The 13,816-nt window shown below is 56.8% G+C and carries 15 protein-coding genes; 13 read left to right on the top strand and 2 right to left on the bottom strand.

Annotation, left to right across the window (positions count from 1 at the left end; all coding sequences use genetic code 11):
* The first annotated feature begins 3 nt into the window (after positions 1 to 3).
* The 10 genes from rplO to bfr all read left to right on the top strand — a co-directional run bounded on the left by rplO (position 4) and on the right by bfr (position 7,230).
* Positions 4 to 441, top strand: a complete 438-nt coding sequence (gene rplO, locus NDJ82_RS09160; RefSeq protein ID WP_003176407.1) for a 50S ribosomal protein L15 — start codon at positions 4 to 6, stop codon at positions 439 to 441.
* On the top strand, positions 442 to 1,770 hold the full coding sequence (secY, locus tag NDJ82_RS09155; protein ID WP_017736663.1) for a preprotein translocase subunit SecY: 1,329 nt from the start codon (positions 442 to 444) through the stop codon (positions 1,768 to 1,770).
* Between the two features lie 28 nt (positions 1,771 to 1,798).
* Positions 1,799 to 1,915 carry a 50S ribosomal protein L36 gene (rpmJ, locus tag NDJ82_RS09150; RefSeq protein WP_002555468.1) on the top strand — a complete coding sequence of 39 codons (117 nt, stop codon included), beginning with the start codon at positions 1,799 to 1,801 and terminating at the stop codon, positions 1,913 to 1,915.
* 129 nt (positions 1,916 to 2,044) lie between these two features.
* Positions 2,045 to 2,401 (top strand): 30S ribosomal protein S13, encoded by a 357-nt coding sequence (gene rpsM / locus NDJ82_RS09145; RefSeq protein ID WP_003210063.1) that lies wholly within the window; start codon positions 2,045 to 2,047, stop codon positions 2,399 to 2,401.
* Positions 2,402 to 2,431: 30 nt separating this feature from the next.
* The gene (gene rpsK, locus NDJ82_RS09140; RefSeq protein WP_002555466.1) at positions 2,432 to 2,821 is read left to right on the top strand and encodes a 30S ribosomal protein S11; all 390 of its coding nucleotides are present in this window, start codon (positions 2,432 to 2,434) and stop codon (positions 2,819 to 2,821) included.
* An 18-nt stretch (positions 2,822 to 2,839) separates the two neighbouring features.
* Entirely contained in the window at positions 2,840 to 3,460 is a 621-nt protein-coding gene (rpsD, locus tag NDJ82_RS09135; RefSeq protein ID WP_003210056.1) for a 30S ribosomal protein S4, read from the top strand.
* Between the two features lie 22 nt (positions 3,461 to 3,482).
* Complete coding sequence (locus NDJ82_RS09130) at positions 3,483 to 4,484, top strand: DNA-directed RNA polymerase subunit alpha (RefSeq protein ID WP_003176403.1); 1,002 nt, start codon at positions 3,483 to 3,485, stop codon at positions 4,482 to 4,484.
* Between the two features lie 41 nt (positions 4,485 to 4,525).
* On the top strand, positions 4,526 to 4,912 hold the full coding sequence (gene rplQ, locus NDJ82_RS09125; RefSeq protein ID WP_003176402.1) for a 50S ribosomal protein L17: 387 nt from the start codon (positions 4,526 to 4,528) through the stop codon (positions 4,910 to 4,912).
* A gap of 249 nt (positions 4,913 to 5,161) precedes the next feature.
* Complete coding sequence (locus tag NDJ82_RS09120; protein WP_250925336.1) at positions 5,162 to 6,610, top strand: catalase; 1,449 nt, start codon at positions 5,162 to 5,164, stop codon at positions 6,608 to 6,610.
* A gap of 155 nt (positions 6,611 to 6,765) precedes the next feature.
* Positions 6,766 to 7,230: a bacterioferritin gene (gene bfr / locus NDJ82_RS09115; RefSeq protein WP_033900044.1), complete on the top strand. Its 465-nt coding sequence runs from the start codon at positions 6,766 to 6,768 to the stop codon at positions 7,228 to 7,230.
* 64 nt (positions 7,231 to 7,294) lie between these two features.
* On the opposite strand, the gene uvrA is transcribed toward bfr, so the two are convergent.
* Positions 7,295 to 10,129 carry an excinuclease ABC subunit UvrA gene (uvrA, locus tag NDJ82_RS09110; RefSeq protein WP_099584608.1) on the bottom strand — a complete coding sequence of 945 codons (2,835 nt, stop codon included), beginning with the start codon at positions 10,127 to 10,129 and terminating at the stop codon, positions 7,295 to 7,297.
* Between the two features lie 178 nt (positions 10,130 to 10,307).
* On the opposite strand from uvrA, the gene NDJ82_RS09105 reads away from it, so the two are divergent.
* The 3 genes from NDJ82_RS09105 to tam all read left to right on the top strand — a co-directional run bounded on the left by NDJ82_RS09105 (position 10,308) and on the right by tam (position 13,206).
* Complete coding sequence (locus NDJ82_RS09105; protein WP_099584609.1) at positions 10,308 to 11,702, top strand: MFS transporter; 1,395 nt, start codon at positions 10,308 to 10,310, stop codon at positions 11,700 to 11,702.
* A gap of 9 nt (positions 11,703 to 11,711) precedes the next feature.
* Positions 11,712 to 12,227, top strand: a complete 516-nt coding sequence (locus NDJ82_RS09100; protein WP_003232445.1) for a single-stranded DNA-binding protein — start codon at positions 11,712 to 11,714, stop codon at positions 12,225 to 12,227.
* A 217-nt stretch (positions 12,228 to 12,444) separates the two neighbouring features.
* On the top strand, positions 12,445 to 13,206 hold the full coding sequence (gene tam, locus NDJ82_RS09095; RefSeq protein ID WP_250925335.1) for a trans-aconitate 2-methyltransferase: 762 nt from the start codon (positions 12,445 to 12,447) through the stop codon (positions 13,204 to 13,206).
* Between the two features lie 19 nt (positions 13,207 to 13,225).
* Here tam and NDJ82_RS09090 read toward each other — a convergent pair whose 3' ends face one another.
* Entirely contained in the window at positions 13,226 to 13,789 is a 564-nt protein-coding gene (locus NDJ82_RS09090) for a cysteine hydrolase family protein (protein ID WP_112196879.1), read from the bottom strand.
* Positions 13,790 to 13,816: the final 27 nt, after the last annotated feature.

Genomic DNA, 13,816 nt, shown 5'->3' with positions numbered 1-13,816 from the left:
TCGATGAAACTCAATGATCTGAGTCCAGCGCCGGGTTCCCGTCGCGAAAAGCATCGTCCGGGCCGTGGTATCGGTAGCGGTTTGGGTAAGACTGGTGGCCGTGGCCACAAAGGTCAAACCTCCCGCTCCGGTGGCACCATCGCTCCAGGCTTTGAAGGCGGTCAACAGCCGCTGCATCGTCGCCTGCCTAAGTTCGGTTTCGTATCCCTGAAAGCTATGGATCGCGCAGAAGTGCGTCTGTCCGAGCTGGCTAAAGTGGAAGGCGACATCGTTACTGTGCAGACCCTGAAAGATGCCAACGTGATCAACGTCAACGTACAGCGTGTGAAAATCATGCTGTCCGGTGAAGTGACTCGCGCTGTCACTATCGGCAAGGGAATCGGCGCCACCAAAGGTGCGCGTTCGGCTATCGAAGCAGCTGGCGGCAAGTTCGAGGAATAAATGGCTAAGCAAGGTGCTCTCTCAGCGCTCGGCAAAGGCGGTATGTCTGAACTTTGGGCTCGTCTGCGTTTTCTGTTCTTGGCGATTATCGTCTACCGAATAGGCGCACACATCCCGGTTCCAGGTATCAACCCGGACCGACTCGCAGACCTGTTTCGACAGAATGAGGGGACCATTCTTAGCTTGTTCAACATGTTTTCCGGCGGTGCGCTGGAGCGGATGAGCATCTTTGCACTGGGGATCATGCCGTACATTTCGGCATCGATCATCATGCAGTTGATGACCGCCGTCAGCCCGCAGCTGGAGCAGTTGAAGAAGGAAGGTGAAGCTGGCCGTCGCAAGATTAGCCAGTACACCCGCTACGGCACTGTCGCTCTCGCCTTGGTTCAAGCTATCGGCATGTCCGTTGGTTTGGCAGGGCAGGGCGTTGCGTTCACTGGTGACTTTGGCTTCCATTTCGTTGCGGTATCCACGTTTGTGGCTGGCGCAATGTTTATGATGTGGCTGGGTGAGCAGATTACTGAGCGTGGTGTTGGTAACGGTATCTCGATGTTGATTTTCGCAGGTATCGTCGCCGGTCTTCCGAGAGCGATTGGGCAGTCTTTCGAGTCTGCACGTCAGGGTGATATCAATATTTTCGCCCTTGTCGCCATCGGTTTGCTGGCAGTAGCGATTATCGGTTTTGTGGTGTTCATTGAGCGTGGTCAGCGTCGTATTGCTGTTCACTACGCCAAGCGTCAGCAGGGCCGTAAGGTTTTTGCTGCGCAGACCAGCCACTTGCCGCTGAAAGTGAATATGGCCGGTGTTATTCCGGCAATTTTCGCGAGCAGCATTTTGCTGTTTCCGGCTTCGTTGGGTACCTGGTTTGGTCAGTCTGAAAACATGGGCTGGCTGCAGGACCTCTCTCAGTCGATCGCTCCTGGTCAGCCGTTGAATATTCTGCTGTTTAGTGCAGGGATTATTTTCTTCTGCTTCTTCTATACGGCGTTGATGTTCAATCCGAAAGACGTAGCGGAAAACCTGAAGAAGTCCGGTGCCTTTATTCCGGGTATCCGTCCAGGTGAGCAGTCTGCACGCTACATTGACGGCGTTCTGACTCGTTTGACCCTGTTCGGTGCTCTATATATGACGGCCGTGTGCTTGTTGCCCCAGTTCCTGGTGGTAGCAGCAAACGTTCCGTTCTACCTTGGCGGGACCTCGTTGCTGATCGTCGTCGTGGTTGTGATGGACTTCATGTCCCAAGTACAATCGCACCTCGTTTCGCACCAGTACGAATCCCTGATGAAGAAAGCCAACCTGAAGGGCTACGGCAGCGGCATGTTGCGCTGAGTACCCCATAAGGTTCGAGGAGTTGGTGATGAAAGTTCGTGCATCGGTGAAAAAGCTGTGCCGTAACTGCAAGATTATTCGCCGCGAAGGTGTTGTTCGAGTAATTTGCAGCGCGGAACCGCGTCACAAACAGCGCCAAGGCTGAGTGTGATCCGCTTGAAGCCCGGCAGCTAGTGCGCTGCCGGGTTGATTATTTGTTATTACAGCGATATTATCTCGCGCCCTATTTCTTGGCTTCCGGGGCGTAGGTAGCTGTCAATTGGAGTCCCACTGAATGGCCCGTATTGCAGGCGTTAACATTCCAGATAACAAGCACACTGTTATCTCGCTGACCTACATCTATGGTGTTGGTCGCACTACTGCGCAGAAAATTTGCGCAGATACTGGGGTAAACCCAGCCGCGAAGATCAAAGATCTGAGCGACGAGCAGATTGAGCTGTTGCGTGGCGAAGTGGCGAAGTTCACCACTGAAGGTGACCTGCGTCGCGAAATCAACATGAAAATCAAGCGTTTGATGGACCTCGGTTGCTACCGTGGTCTGCGTCATCGTCGTGGTCTTCCAGTACGCGGTCAGCGTACCAAGACTAACGCGCGTACCCGTAAAGGTCCGCGTAAGCCGATCCGCAAGTAATCGCCCACGCGAATCGACAGGAAAATTATCATGGCAAAACCTGCTGCTCGTCCTCGTAAAAAAGTTAAAAAGACAGTGGTTGATGGCATCGCCCACATCCATGCATCTTTTAACAACACAATCGTGACCATCACCGACCGTCAAGGTAACGCGCTTTCTTGGGCTACCTCCGGTGGTTCGGGTTTCCGCGGTTCCCGCAAGTCCACGCCGTTTGCCGCTCAAGTAGCTGCTGAACGTGCTGGTCAAGCTGCGCTGGAATATGGCCTGAAAAACCTCGACGTTAACGTCAAAGGTCCAGGTCCAGGTCGTGAGTCTGCTGTCCGTGCTTTGAACGGCTGTGGCTATAAGATCGCCAGCATCACCGACGTGACGCCAATCCCGCACAACGGGTGCCGTCCGCCGAAGAAGCGCCGCGTGTAATCCAGGAGATTGTAAAGAATGGCTCGTTACATTGGTCCAAAATGCAAACTCGCTCGTCGTGAAGGCACCGATCTCTTCTTGAAGAGCGGCGTGCGCGCGATCGAATCGAAGTGCAACATTGAAGCAGCACCTGGTATCCACGGCCAACGCCGCGGTCGCCAGTCCGACTACGGCACCCAACTGCGTGAAAAGCAGAAGGTCCGTCGTATCTACGGCGTTCTCGAGCGTCAGTTCAGCGGCTACTACAAAGAAGCTGCTGGCAAGAAAGGTGCAACCGGTGAAAACCTGCTGCAACTGCTCGAATGCCGTCTGGACAACGTTGTATACCGTATGGGCTTTGGTTCGACTCGTGCCGAATCCCGTCAGCTGGTATCGCACAAATCCGTAAGCGTAAACGGCCAAACCGTTAACGTCCCGTCCTACCAGGTTCGTGCTGGTGACGTGGTCGCGATTCGCGAGAAAGCAAAAAACCAACTTCGCATTGTCCAAGCTCTCGATCTGTGTGCCCAACGTGGCCGCGTAGAATGGGTAGAAGTAGACACTGAGAAGAAGTCGGGCGTTTTCAAGAACGTTCCTGCTCGCAGTGATCTGTCCGCCGACATCAACGAAAGCCTGATTGTCGAGCTCTACTCCAAGTAAGGGCTAGAAAATAGGTGCATCCATGCAGATTTCGGTAAATGAGTTCCTGACACCCCGCCACATTGATGTGCAGGTTGTCAGTCCAACCCGCGCCAAGATCACTCTCGAGCCTCTCGAGCGTGGTTTTGGCCACACCCTGGGCAACGCGCTGCGCCGCATCCTGTTGTCCTCAATGCCCGGCTGTGCAGTAGTCGAGGCCGAGATTGACGGTGTGCTCCACGAGTACAGCGCCATCGAAGGTGTACAGGAAGACGTAATTGAAATCCTGTTGAACCTTAAAGGTCTGGCTATCAAGCTGCACGGCCGTGACGAAGTTACGCTGACCTTGTCGAAGAAGGGTTCGGGGGTGGTTACCGCTGCCGATATTCAGCTGGATCATGATGTCGAGATCGTTAATCCCGATCACGTAATCGCTAACCTGGCGTCTAACGGCGCCCTGAACATGAAGCTCACTGTAGCTCGTGGTCGTGGTTATGAACCGGCCGACTCGCGTCAGAGCGATGAAGACGAAAGCCGCAGCATTGGTCGCTTGCAGCTCGACTCTTCGTTCAGCCCGGTTCGCCGTATCGCATACGTGGTGGAAAACGCCCGTGTCGAGCAGCGTACTAACCTGGACAAGCTGGTTATTGATCTGGAAACCAACGGTACTTTGGATCCTGAAGAGGCAATCCGCCGCGCTGCAACCATTCTGCAACAGCAGTTGGCTGCGTTCGTCGACCTCAAAGGTGACAGCGAACCAGTGGTAATCGAGCAGGAAGACGAGATCGATCCGATCCTGCTTCGCCCGGTTGACGATCTGGAACTGACTGTACGTTCGGCTAACTGCCTTAAGGCGGAAAACATTTACTACATCGGCGACCTGATTCAGCGTACCGAAGTAGAACTGTTGAAGACTCCGAACCTTGGCAAGAAATCCTTGACTGAAATCAAGGACGTTCTGGCCTCCCGCGGTCTGTCCCTCGGCATGCGCCTCGACAACTGGCCGCCTGCAAGTCTTAAGAAGGACGACAAGGCGACTGCCTGATCGTCGTAATCACCGAACGTGAGTTTGGTAAGGAATGAACCATGCGTCATCGTAAAAGTGGTCGTCACCTGAGCCGTACCAGCTCGCACCGCAAGGCCATGTTTCAAAACATGGCGGTGTCGCTGTTCGAGCACGAGCTGATCAAAACTACACTGCCGAAAGCTAAAGAACTGCGTCGCGTTGCTGAGCCGCTGATCACTTTGGCTAAGACAGACAGCCTGGCTAACCGCCGTCTGGCTTTCGACCGTACTCGCTCGAAAGCTATCGTTGGTAAGCTCTTCAACGACCTGGGCAAGCGTTACGCTACCCGTGAGGGTGGCTACCTGCGCATCCTCAAGTGCGGTTTCCGCGCTGGCGACAACGCGCCTATGGCGTACGTCGAGTTGGTTGATCGTGCTACTGCCGGCGAAGCTGTAAGCGCCGAGTAAGACGACAAGCTGTAACGGAGAACCGGGCCTAGTGCCCGGTTTTTTGTGTGTGTAAAAAACGTTGTCTATATTAATTGAGTCGCTGCCAGCATCAGAGTCCAATCCATAGCTAATTACTCTGCTGGGTTTGTTAGTTATTTTCTATCAATGACCATGATTTAATAAATTTGATGGTGTCATCTTGATCGTCAATACTCCCTCTAAGCCGATTAGCCGGCAGTTCCAAGTCTGACCTGAGGAAGATTGAGCATGAGCCAGAATAAAGTCCTTACTACCGCCAGCGGTGCCCCCGTTGCGGATAACCAGAATTCCCGTTCCGCCGGCCCGCGCGGCCCGTTGCTGCTCGACGATTTTCACCTGATCGAGAAGCTCGCTCACTTCAACCGTGAAAACATCCCGGAGCGGCGTGTACACGCTAAAGGTTCGGGTGCCTACGGTACGTTCACGGTCACCCAAGACATTACCCAGTACACCAGCGCCAAGCTGTTTGAGACCGTTGGCAAGCAAACCCCCACCTTTCTTCGGTTTTCCACTGTTGGTGGTGAACGCGGTTCGGCCGATACCGAGCGCGACCCGCGCGGCTTCGCTTTGAAGTTCTACACCGAAGAAGGTAACTGGGACATCGTGGGTAATAACACGCCAGTGTTCTTCATTCGCGACCCGCTGAAATTTCCGGACTTCATCCACACCCAAAAGCGCCTCCCACAAAGCAACCTGAAAAGCGCGCAAATGATGTGGGACTTCTGGTCGCACTCGCCTGAGGCGCTGCACCAGGTGACCATCCTATTTTCGGACCGTGGCATTCCAGACGGCTATCGCCACATGCACGGCTTCGGTAGTCACACCTACAGCCTGATCAATGCGAAGGGCGAGCGTCACTGGGTTAAATGGCATTACAAAACCAAGCAGGGCATCAAGAACCTGGCTCCGGCGGATGCCGCACGTTTGGCCGGTACTGACCCTGATTACGCCCAGCGTGATCTGTTCGGCGCGATTGAGCGCGGTGACTTTCCGAAATGGCGCGTCTGCATCCAGATCATGACTGAAGCCCAGGCTAACGCTCACTATGAGAATCCTTTCGACGTGACCAAAATCTGGTCTCAAAAGGAGTTTCCGCTGATCGAAGTGGGTGAACTGGAGCTCAACCGCAACCCTCTGAACTACTTTGCCGAAGTGGAGCAAGCCGCGTTCGGGCCAAGCAATATGGTGCCTGGTGTTGGCCTGTCGCCAGACCGTATGTTGCAAGGTCGTGTTTTTGCTTACGCCGATGCCCATCGTTATCGTGTCGGCACCAATCACCAGCAATTGCCGGTAAACGCGCCGCGCAGCCCGGTAAACAGCTACCAGCGCGACGGCTCGATGGCTTTTGGCAGCAACGGTGGTTCAGCCCCTAACTACGAGCCGAACAGCTACGCCGATGCCCCCAAGCAAGCCCCGCAGTACGCTGAGCCTGCTTTGGCGCTGAGCGGTGCCGCTGATCGTTACGATCATCGTGAAGACACTGACTACTACAGCCACGCGGGTGCGCTGTTCCGTCTGATGAATGCTGAGCAGCAGGCACTGCTGACCACCAACATCGCCGGTGCAATGGCTGGGGTTTCCAGTGATGTTGTCCAGCGTCAATTGGCGCACTTCTACAAGGCAGACGCTGCTTACGGAGAAGCAATCGCAAAGGCGCTGGGCGTATCGCTTAACTGACTCTAAACGATAAGCAGAACCGCCCTCATTTGGGCGGTTTTTGCGTTATTTCAGCTACTTTTCTCCGGAAATGTGCGTTTTTATGCCGTTGATCCCGTGACCTCCAGGTCATGATGGTTCAAACTACAGTCTTTCAAGCAGGGAGATGTAGGGCGATGCAAGGTCACCCCGACGTAATCGATTACCTCAACACGTTGCTGACGGGCGAACTGGCAGCTCGTGACCAATATTTCATCCACTCGCGGATGTACGAAGACTGGGGTTTTACCGAACTCTACGAGCGTATCAACCACGAGATGGAAGAAGAGGCACAGCACGCTGACGCACTGATGCGCCGTATCCTGATGCTCGAAGGCACGCCGCGTATGCGTCCCGACGACCTGGACGTGGGCACAACCGTACCTGACATGCTGGCAGCCGATCTGCGCCTCGAATACAAGGTACGTGCTGCGCTTTGCAAGGGCATTGAGCTCTGCGAGCAGCACAGTGACTTCGTCACACGTGAAATCCTTCGCGTGCAATTGAATGACACAGAAGAAGATCACACCTACTGGCTGGAAAAGCAGTTGGGTCTGATCAAGCTCATTGGCCTGGAAAACTACCTGCAATCGCAGTTCTGATTCCCGGCTACGAAAAAGCCCCTGTCACCGCAAGGTGACAGGGGCTTTTTCATGGGACGACAAGTCAGGCCCGGTCGCGCTCCAGCAACGGTTTCAAGTAGTAACCGGTGTGGGACTGCGGCATTTCAGAGACTTGCTCCGGCGTGCCGACCGCGATGATCTGGCCACCCTTGGAGCCGCCCTCCGGCCCAAGGTCCACCAACCAGTCAGCCGTCTTGATCACATCAAGGTTGTGCTCAATCACCACTACAGTGTTGCCGTGGTCGCGCAATCGGTGCAGCACGTCGAGCAGTTGCTGGATATCCGCGAAATGGAGCCCCGTAGTCGGTTCATCGAGGATATACAGAGTCTTGCCCGTATCACGCTTGGACAGCTCCCGGGACAGCTTCACCCGCTGTGCCTCGCCACCGGACAGCGTGGTCGCTGATTGCCCCAGCTTGATATACGACAGGCCCACATCCATCAGCGTCTGCAGCTTGCGCGCCAATGCTGGAACCGCGTCGAAGAACACGCGAGCTTCCTCGATGGTCATCTCCAGGGTTTCGTGGATGTTCTTGCCCTTGTACTTGATCTCAAGAGTTTCGCGGTTATAGCGCTTGCTCTTGCACACATCGCACGGCACATAGATATCCGGCAGGAAGTGCATCTCTACCTTGATCAAGCCATCGCCCTGACACGCTTCACAGCGTCCGCCCTTGACGTTGAACGAGAACCGCCCAGGCCCGTAGCCACGTGAGCGAGACTCCGGCACACCCGCGAACAGCTCGCGAATCGGCGTGAACAGCCCCGTGTACGTTGCCGGGTTGGACCGAGGTGTACGGCCAATCGGGCTCTGGTCGATATCGACCACTTTGTCCAGGTGCTCAAGGCCCTTGATGCTGTCATGCGCGGCCGCTTCCAGCGTGGTTGCGCCGTTCAGGGCGGTTGCACTAAGGGGGAACAGCGTGTTGTTGATCAGCGTCGACTTACCCGAACCCGATACACCGGTCACGCAGGTCAGCAAGCCCAGCGGAATCTCCAGGTCGACATTACGCAGGTTGTTCCCGCGTGCGCCCTTGAGATGCAGCGCCATCTTCTTGTTGCGCGGCGTACGTTTAGCCGGCACTGCAATCTTCACACGGCCAGACAAGTACTTGCCGGTCAGGGAGTCCGGATGTGCCATGACTTCGGCCGGTGTGCCTTCAGCAACAATATGTCCACCGTGCACGCCGGCGCCTGGGCCAATATCGACCACATAGTCCGCCAGGCGAATCGCGTCTTCATCGTGCTCGACCACAATCACCGTGTTGCCGATATCCCGTAGGTGCTTCAACGTGCCCAACAGACGATCGTTGTCCCGTTGGTGCAAGCCAATGGACGGTTCATCCAGGATGTACAACACGCCCACCAAGCCTGCACCAATCTGGCTGGCCAGGCGAATACGTTGCGCCTCACCGCCGGACAAGGTGTCGGCGCTACGGTCCAGAGAAAGATAGTCCAGGCCCACATTGACCAGGAACTGTAACCGCTCACGAATTTCCTTGAGGATCTTGTCGGCAATTTCCCCACGGCGTCCGGTCAGCTTGAGCACACCGAAGTATTCACACGCATCGCCGATCGGCAGGTTCGTCACTGCCGGCAGGGTCTTCTCACCCACCCAGACATGCCGCGCCTCACGGCGCAAGCGAGTGCCACGGCAATCTGGACAAGGTTGAGTGCTGAGGAATTTCGCCAGCTCTTCGCGCACGCTCGCCGATTCGGTCTCGCGGTAGCGCCGCTCCAGGTTCGGCACAATGCCTTCGAATGGGTGCGAACGCTTAACGATGTCGCCGCGGTCGTTCAGGTATTTAAAGTCGACGTTCTGCGAACCACTGCCATTGAGGATGACCTTCTGCTGATCTGCCGGCAGTTGGTTGAATGGCACTTCAAGGCTGAATTTGTAGTGGGACGCCAGCGACCCCAGCATCTGGAAGTAATAGACGTTACGCCTGTCCCAGCCGCGTATAGCGCCTTCCGCCAACGTCAGCTCGCCATTGACCAGGCGCTTGATATCGAAGAACTGCTTCACACCCAGGCCATCGCAGGTTGGGCAGGCGCCGGCCGGGTTGTTGAAGGAAAACAGCTTGGGTTCCAGTTCGCTGATGGCATGGCCACAGATCGGGCAGGCAAAGCGCGCAGAGAAGATGATCTCTTCGCCCGGCTCGTCATCCATCGGCGCAACCAGCGCAATACCATCCGCCAGCTTCAGCGCGGTCTCGAACGATTCCGCCAGGCGCTGCTGCAGGTCGGCGCGCACTTTGAAGCGGTCGACCACTACATCGATCGAATGCTTCTTCTGCTTGTCGAGCTTCGGTGCTTCGTCCAGTTCATACAGCTTGCCATTGATGCGCGCGCGTACAAAACCTTGCGCCCGCAGCTCTTCGAAGACGGAAAGATGTTCGCCCTTGCGCTCGCGAATCACCGGCGCCAGCAGCATCAGCTTGGCACCTTCCGGCTGGGCCAGTACCAGGTCGACCATCTGGCTGACGGTCTGGGCTTCCAGTGGAATGTCGTGATCCGGGCAGCGGGGGATACCGACCCGCGCGTAAAGCAGGCGCAGGTAGTCGTAGATTTCAGTGATGGTGCCCACGGTGGAACGTGGGTTGTGGGAGGTCGACTTCTGTTCGATGGAAATTGCCGGCGACAGGCCTTCAATGGTGTCGACGTCGGGTTTTTCCATCATCGACAGGAACTGCCGGGCATAGGCCGACAGCGATTCCACATAGCGGCGCTGACCTTCGGCATACAGCGTGTCGAACGCCAGGGACGATTTGCCCGAGCCAGACAAGCCGGTGATGACAATCAGCTTGTCCCGGGGCAGGGTCAGGTCGATGTTCTTCAGGTTGTGGGTTCTAGCCCCACGAATCAGGATCTTGTCCAAGATGGCCTCGCACGGCGGGCGTAAATAATGCCGGAGTATACGGCTAAAGACTGGATGAATATACACTGTCAAAGTGCCGGGTGCAGCCTTACATGAAAGCTGCGCGGCAAAGCGCCGCATATACCCTCTCAATCGATGGGACTGGTAGAATCGCCGCCGGTTCACACGAGGTTTTTCCATGCACGATCCCCACAGCGAACGCATGAGTAGCGGCGAGACCCGAGCGGCAAGCGGTCTGGCCCTTGTGTTCGCCTTCCGTATGCTGGGCATGTTTATGGTGTTGCCAGTGCTGGCGACCTATGGCATGGACCTCGCCGGCGCAACCCCGGCGCTGATCGGCCTGGCGATTGGCGCCTATGGCCTGACACAGGCGATTTTTCAGATTCCGTTCGGGATCATTTCCGACCGCATTGGCCGTCGTCCGGTGATTTACCTGGGGCTGATCGTGTTCGCCCTCGGCAGTGTGCTTGCGGCCCAGTCCGATTCGATCTGGGGCGTGATCGCCGGACGTATTCTGCAAGGTGCCGGGGCGATTTCCGCTGCGGTGATGGCGCTCCTCTCTGACCTGACCCGCGAGCAGCATCGCACCAAGGCCATGGCGATGATCGGTATGACCATCGGCCTGTCGTTTGCCGTGGCTATGGTGGTCGGACCCTTGCTCACACGTGCGTTCGGCCTGCACGGTTTGTTTCTGGCCACAGGCGGCATGGCGTTGTTCGGCATCGTGATCGTGGCCTTCATGGTGCCGCGCTCCACCGGCACATTGCAGCACCGTGAATCCGGCGTTGCGCGCAACGCGTTGTTGCCGACGCTCAAGCACCCGGACCTGCTGCGCCTGGATTTAGGTATCTTCGTATTACACGCAATGCTGATGTGCAGCTTCGTCGCCTTGCCCCTGGCCCTGGTACAAAAAGCCGGGCTGCCCAAGGAGCAGCACTGGTGGGTCTACCTCACCGCTCTGTTGATTTCGTTTTTCGCCATGATCCCGTTCATCATCTACGGCGAGAAAAAACGCAAAATGAAACGAGTTTTGCTGGGCGCCGTCGCGACATTGATGCTCACTGAACTATTCTTCTGGCAGTTCGGCGACAGCCTACGGGCGCTGGTAATCGGCACGGTGGTGTTCTTCACCGCGTTCAACCTGCTGGAGGCTTCATTGCCTTCGCTGATCAGCAAAGTTTCACCGGCGGGTGGCAAGGGCACGGCGATGGGGGTGTATTCCACCAGCCAGTTTCTCGGCTCGGCGTTAGGCGGCATCATGGGCGGCTGGATGTTTCAGCATGGCGGTTTGTCGGTTGTCTTCCTCGGATGCGCCGGGCTGGCTGCACTTTGGCTGGTCTTTGCTGTTACCATGCGCGAACCTCCCTACGTCACAAGTCTGCGTTTGCCGCTATCGCCCGAGGCGATCCGCGAAGCCGGTCTGGCAGAGCGCCTGAAGGCCGTCGTAGGGGTAACGGATGCAGTCGTGGTCGCTGAAGAGGCGGCCATTTACATCAAATTGGACACCGAATTATTGGATCGCGCGACGCTTGAGCAACTGGTCAACCCAGTGCCGACAGCGCGCCCAGCCTAGGAGAACGTTATGGCCCGTGGGGTTAACAAAGTCATATTGGTCGGTACTTGCGGCCAGGATCCCGAAGTTCGCTACTTGCCTAACGGTAACGCCGTGACCAACCTGAGTCTGGCGACCAGCGAACAGTGGACCGACAAGCAAACCGGTCAGAAAGTCGAAAAAACCGAATGGCACCGTGTGTCGATGTTCGGCAAGGTCGCAGAGATCGCCGGTGAATACCTGCGCAAGGGTTCGCAGGTCTACATCGAAGGCAAACTGCAGACCCGCGAGTGGGAAAAAGACGGCATCAAGCGTTACACCACTGAAATCGTGGTCGACATGCAAGGCACCATGCAACTGCTGGGCGGCCGTCCACAGGGCGACCAACAGGGCCAGGGCGGCATGTCCAACTCGGCACCGCGTCCACAGCAGTCGCGTCCGCAGCCAAGCCAGCAGCCACAGCGTGAGTCGCGTCCAGCGCCACAGCAGGCCGCTCCTCAGCCGGCTCCGGATTTCGACAGCTTTGATGACGATATTCCGTTCTAGGATATCGCTCGGAGCAATCCGTAAAGTTTTCCCGGAAAGCCCCGTGAGCACTGCTCTCGGGGCTTTTTTATTTGCCAACGTTACCCATGGCTCCAGGCCGAACGGTGTTCTGAAACGGATCAACTGACGGGACCAGTGATCAGTTGTCCCGGCATTTGTGCTCATGGGCTACAGGACTTAGGCTGGAGCCAAACCCTAGAGACGAAGGAAAGCCGCGATGACCTGGTCTGCCAAGCAGTACACGATGTTTGAACAACAGCGCACTCGTCCCGTGCGTGACCTGGTGGCAGCCATTCCCAATCTGGATGTGCACACCGCCGTCGACCTCGGCTGCGGCCCTGGCAACTCCACCCAAGTGTTGGCCGAGCGTTTTCCTCAAGCGGATGTCACCGGCATGGACAGCTCTGAAGACATGCTCGTCGACGCCTGCAACCGCCTGCCGAGACTGAGCTTTGAACTGGCGGACATCGGCGCCTGGAACCCTGGAAAAACATTCGATGTGATCCTCGCCAACGCCTCGCTGCAATGGCTGCCAGACCACGCCACGCTTTACCCCCATCTGGTCAACAGGTTGAACCCCGGCGGTACGCTGGCGGTGCAAACCCCGGATAACCTGGACGAGCCTGCGCACCGCCTGGCTCGGGAGGTTGCGGCGGATGGCCCGTGGGCTGCCAGGATTGGTACGGTCAAACACAATGAACGGCACGTGGCGAGTTACTACTACGAGTTGCTGAGCAAGCACTGCGCCACTGTTGATGTATGGCGCACGACCTACCTGCACCCGTTGGCGGGTCATGGGGCTGTGGTGGAGTGGTTCAAGGGCTCTGCATTGCGTCCATTCCTCGCGCCTTTGACCGATGATGAAAAAGTCGCCTTCCTACAGGAATATCAGGCGCGGATTACCCAGGCCTATCCAGCCCTGGCCGATGGCACCGTACTACTGCCATTCCCGCGCCTGTTTATCATCGCGACCCGCTAAAAACCCAGGCAAGCAGTGGTCACGCTGCTGCTGCTTGCGCCTTCAAATACTCATCCGCCGACACCACGCCCGCATACCCAAACGCCAGTGACGCCATATACGCGCCATGCACCTGCGCGGCCGGGATCACTTGCCCGTTGAATTCCTGATCGCGGGTGGCACAAGCGTCATGAATCACCGTGACCTTGTAGCCCAGGTCCGCTGCGGCGCGCACCACGGCATCGACGCACATATGGCTCATGCTGCCGACCACCACCAGTTCGGTGATGCTGCGTTGTTCCAGCAGGGCGCGCAGATTGGTTTCACGAAACGCGTTCACAAAGTGTTTAAGCACCACGGGCTCATCGCGTTGGTTCAGTACCTTCGGATGCAGGTGTGCGCCTTCGGACCCAGGCGTGAAGAACGGTGCCTCTTCGGACGTGAATTCATGGCGCACATGAATCACTGCATCCCCCGCCTGGCGAAACGCCTTGAGTACTTGCGCAGCCTTGTCCGCTGCAGCTTCTACGCCATCCAGCGGCCACTTGCCCTGAGGGAAGTAGTCGTTCTGGATATCGATTAGGATGAGCGCTTGCTTGGCCATGGGTATTGCCTCGTGATGGGTTGATGG

The sequence above is a fragment of the Pseudomonas sp. SR18 genome (assembly GCF_023701505.1).
GTDB lineage: Bacteria > Pseudomonadota > Gammaproteobacteria > Pseudomonadales > Pseudomonadaceae > Aquipseudomonas > Aquipseudomonas cyclaminis.
The sequence above is the reverse complement of the archived record's forward strand: the minus strand, read 5'-3'. Positions and strand labels throughout refer to the sequence as shown.

Bases quoted from the DNA above. Each gene is read 5' to 3' on its own strand.
- rplO (WP_003176407.1), top strand. From the start codon at position 4: ATGAAACTCAATGATCTGAGTCCAGCGCCGGGTTCCCGTCGCGAAAAG.
- rpsM (WP_003210063.1), top strand. From the start codon at position 2,045: ATGGCCCGTATTGCAGGCGTTAACATTCCAGATAACAAGCACACTGTT.
- bfr (WP_033900044.1), top strand. From the start codon at position 6,766: ATGCAAGGTCACCCCGACGTAATCGATTACCTCAACACGTTGCTGACG.
- rpsD (WP_003210056.1), top strand. From the start codon at position 2,840: ATGGCTCGTTACATTGGTCCAAAATGCAAACTCGCTCGTCGTGAAGGC.
- NDJ82_RS09105 (WP_099584609.1), top strand. From the start codon at position 10,308: ATGCACGATCCCCACAGCGAACGCATGAGTAGCGGCGAGACCCGAGCG.
- NDJ82_RS09120 (WP_250925336.1), top strand. From the start codon at position 5,162: ATGAGCCAGAATAAAGTCCTTACTACCGCCAGCGGTGCCCCCGTTGCG.
- NDJ82_RS09100 (WP_003232445.1), top strand. From the start codon at position 11,712: ATGGCCCGTGGGGTTAACAAAGTCATATTGGTCGGTACTTGCGGCCAG.
- secY (WP_017736663.1), top strand. From the start codon at position 442: ATGGCTAAGCAAGGTGCTCTCTCAGCGCTCGGCAAAGGCGGTATGTCT.
- NDJ82_RS09130 (WP_003176403.1), top strand. From the start codon at position 3,483: ATGCAGATTTCGGTAAATGAGTTCCTGACACCCCGCCACATTGATGTG.
- rpsK (WP_002555466.1), top strand. From the start codon at position 2,432: ATGGCAAAACCTGCTGCTCGTCCTCGTAAAAAAGTTAAAAAGACAGTG.
- tam (WP_250925335.1), top strand. From the start codon at position 12,445: ATGACCTGGTCTGCCAAGCAGTACACGATGTTTGAACAACAGCGCACT.
- rplQ (WP_003176402.1), top strand. From the start codon at position 4,526: ATGCGTCATCGTAAAAGTGGTCGTCACCTGAGCCGTACCAGCTCGCAC.
- rpmJ (WP_002555468.1), top strand. From the start codon at position 1,799: ATGAAAGTTCGTGCATCGGTGAAAAAGCTGTGCCGTAACTGCAAGATT.
- NDJ82_RS09090 (WP_112196879.1), bottom strand. From the start codon at position 13,789: ATGGCCAAGCAAGCGCTCATCCTAATCGATATCCAGAACGACTACTTC.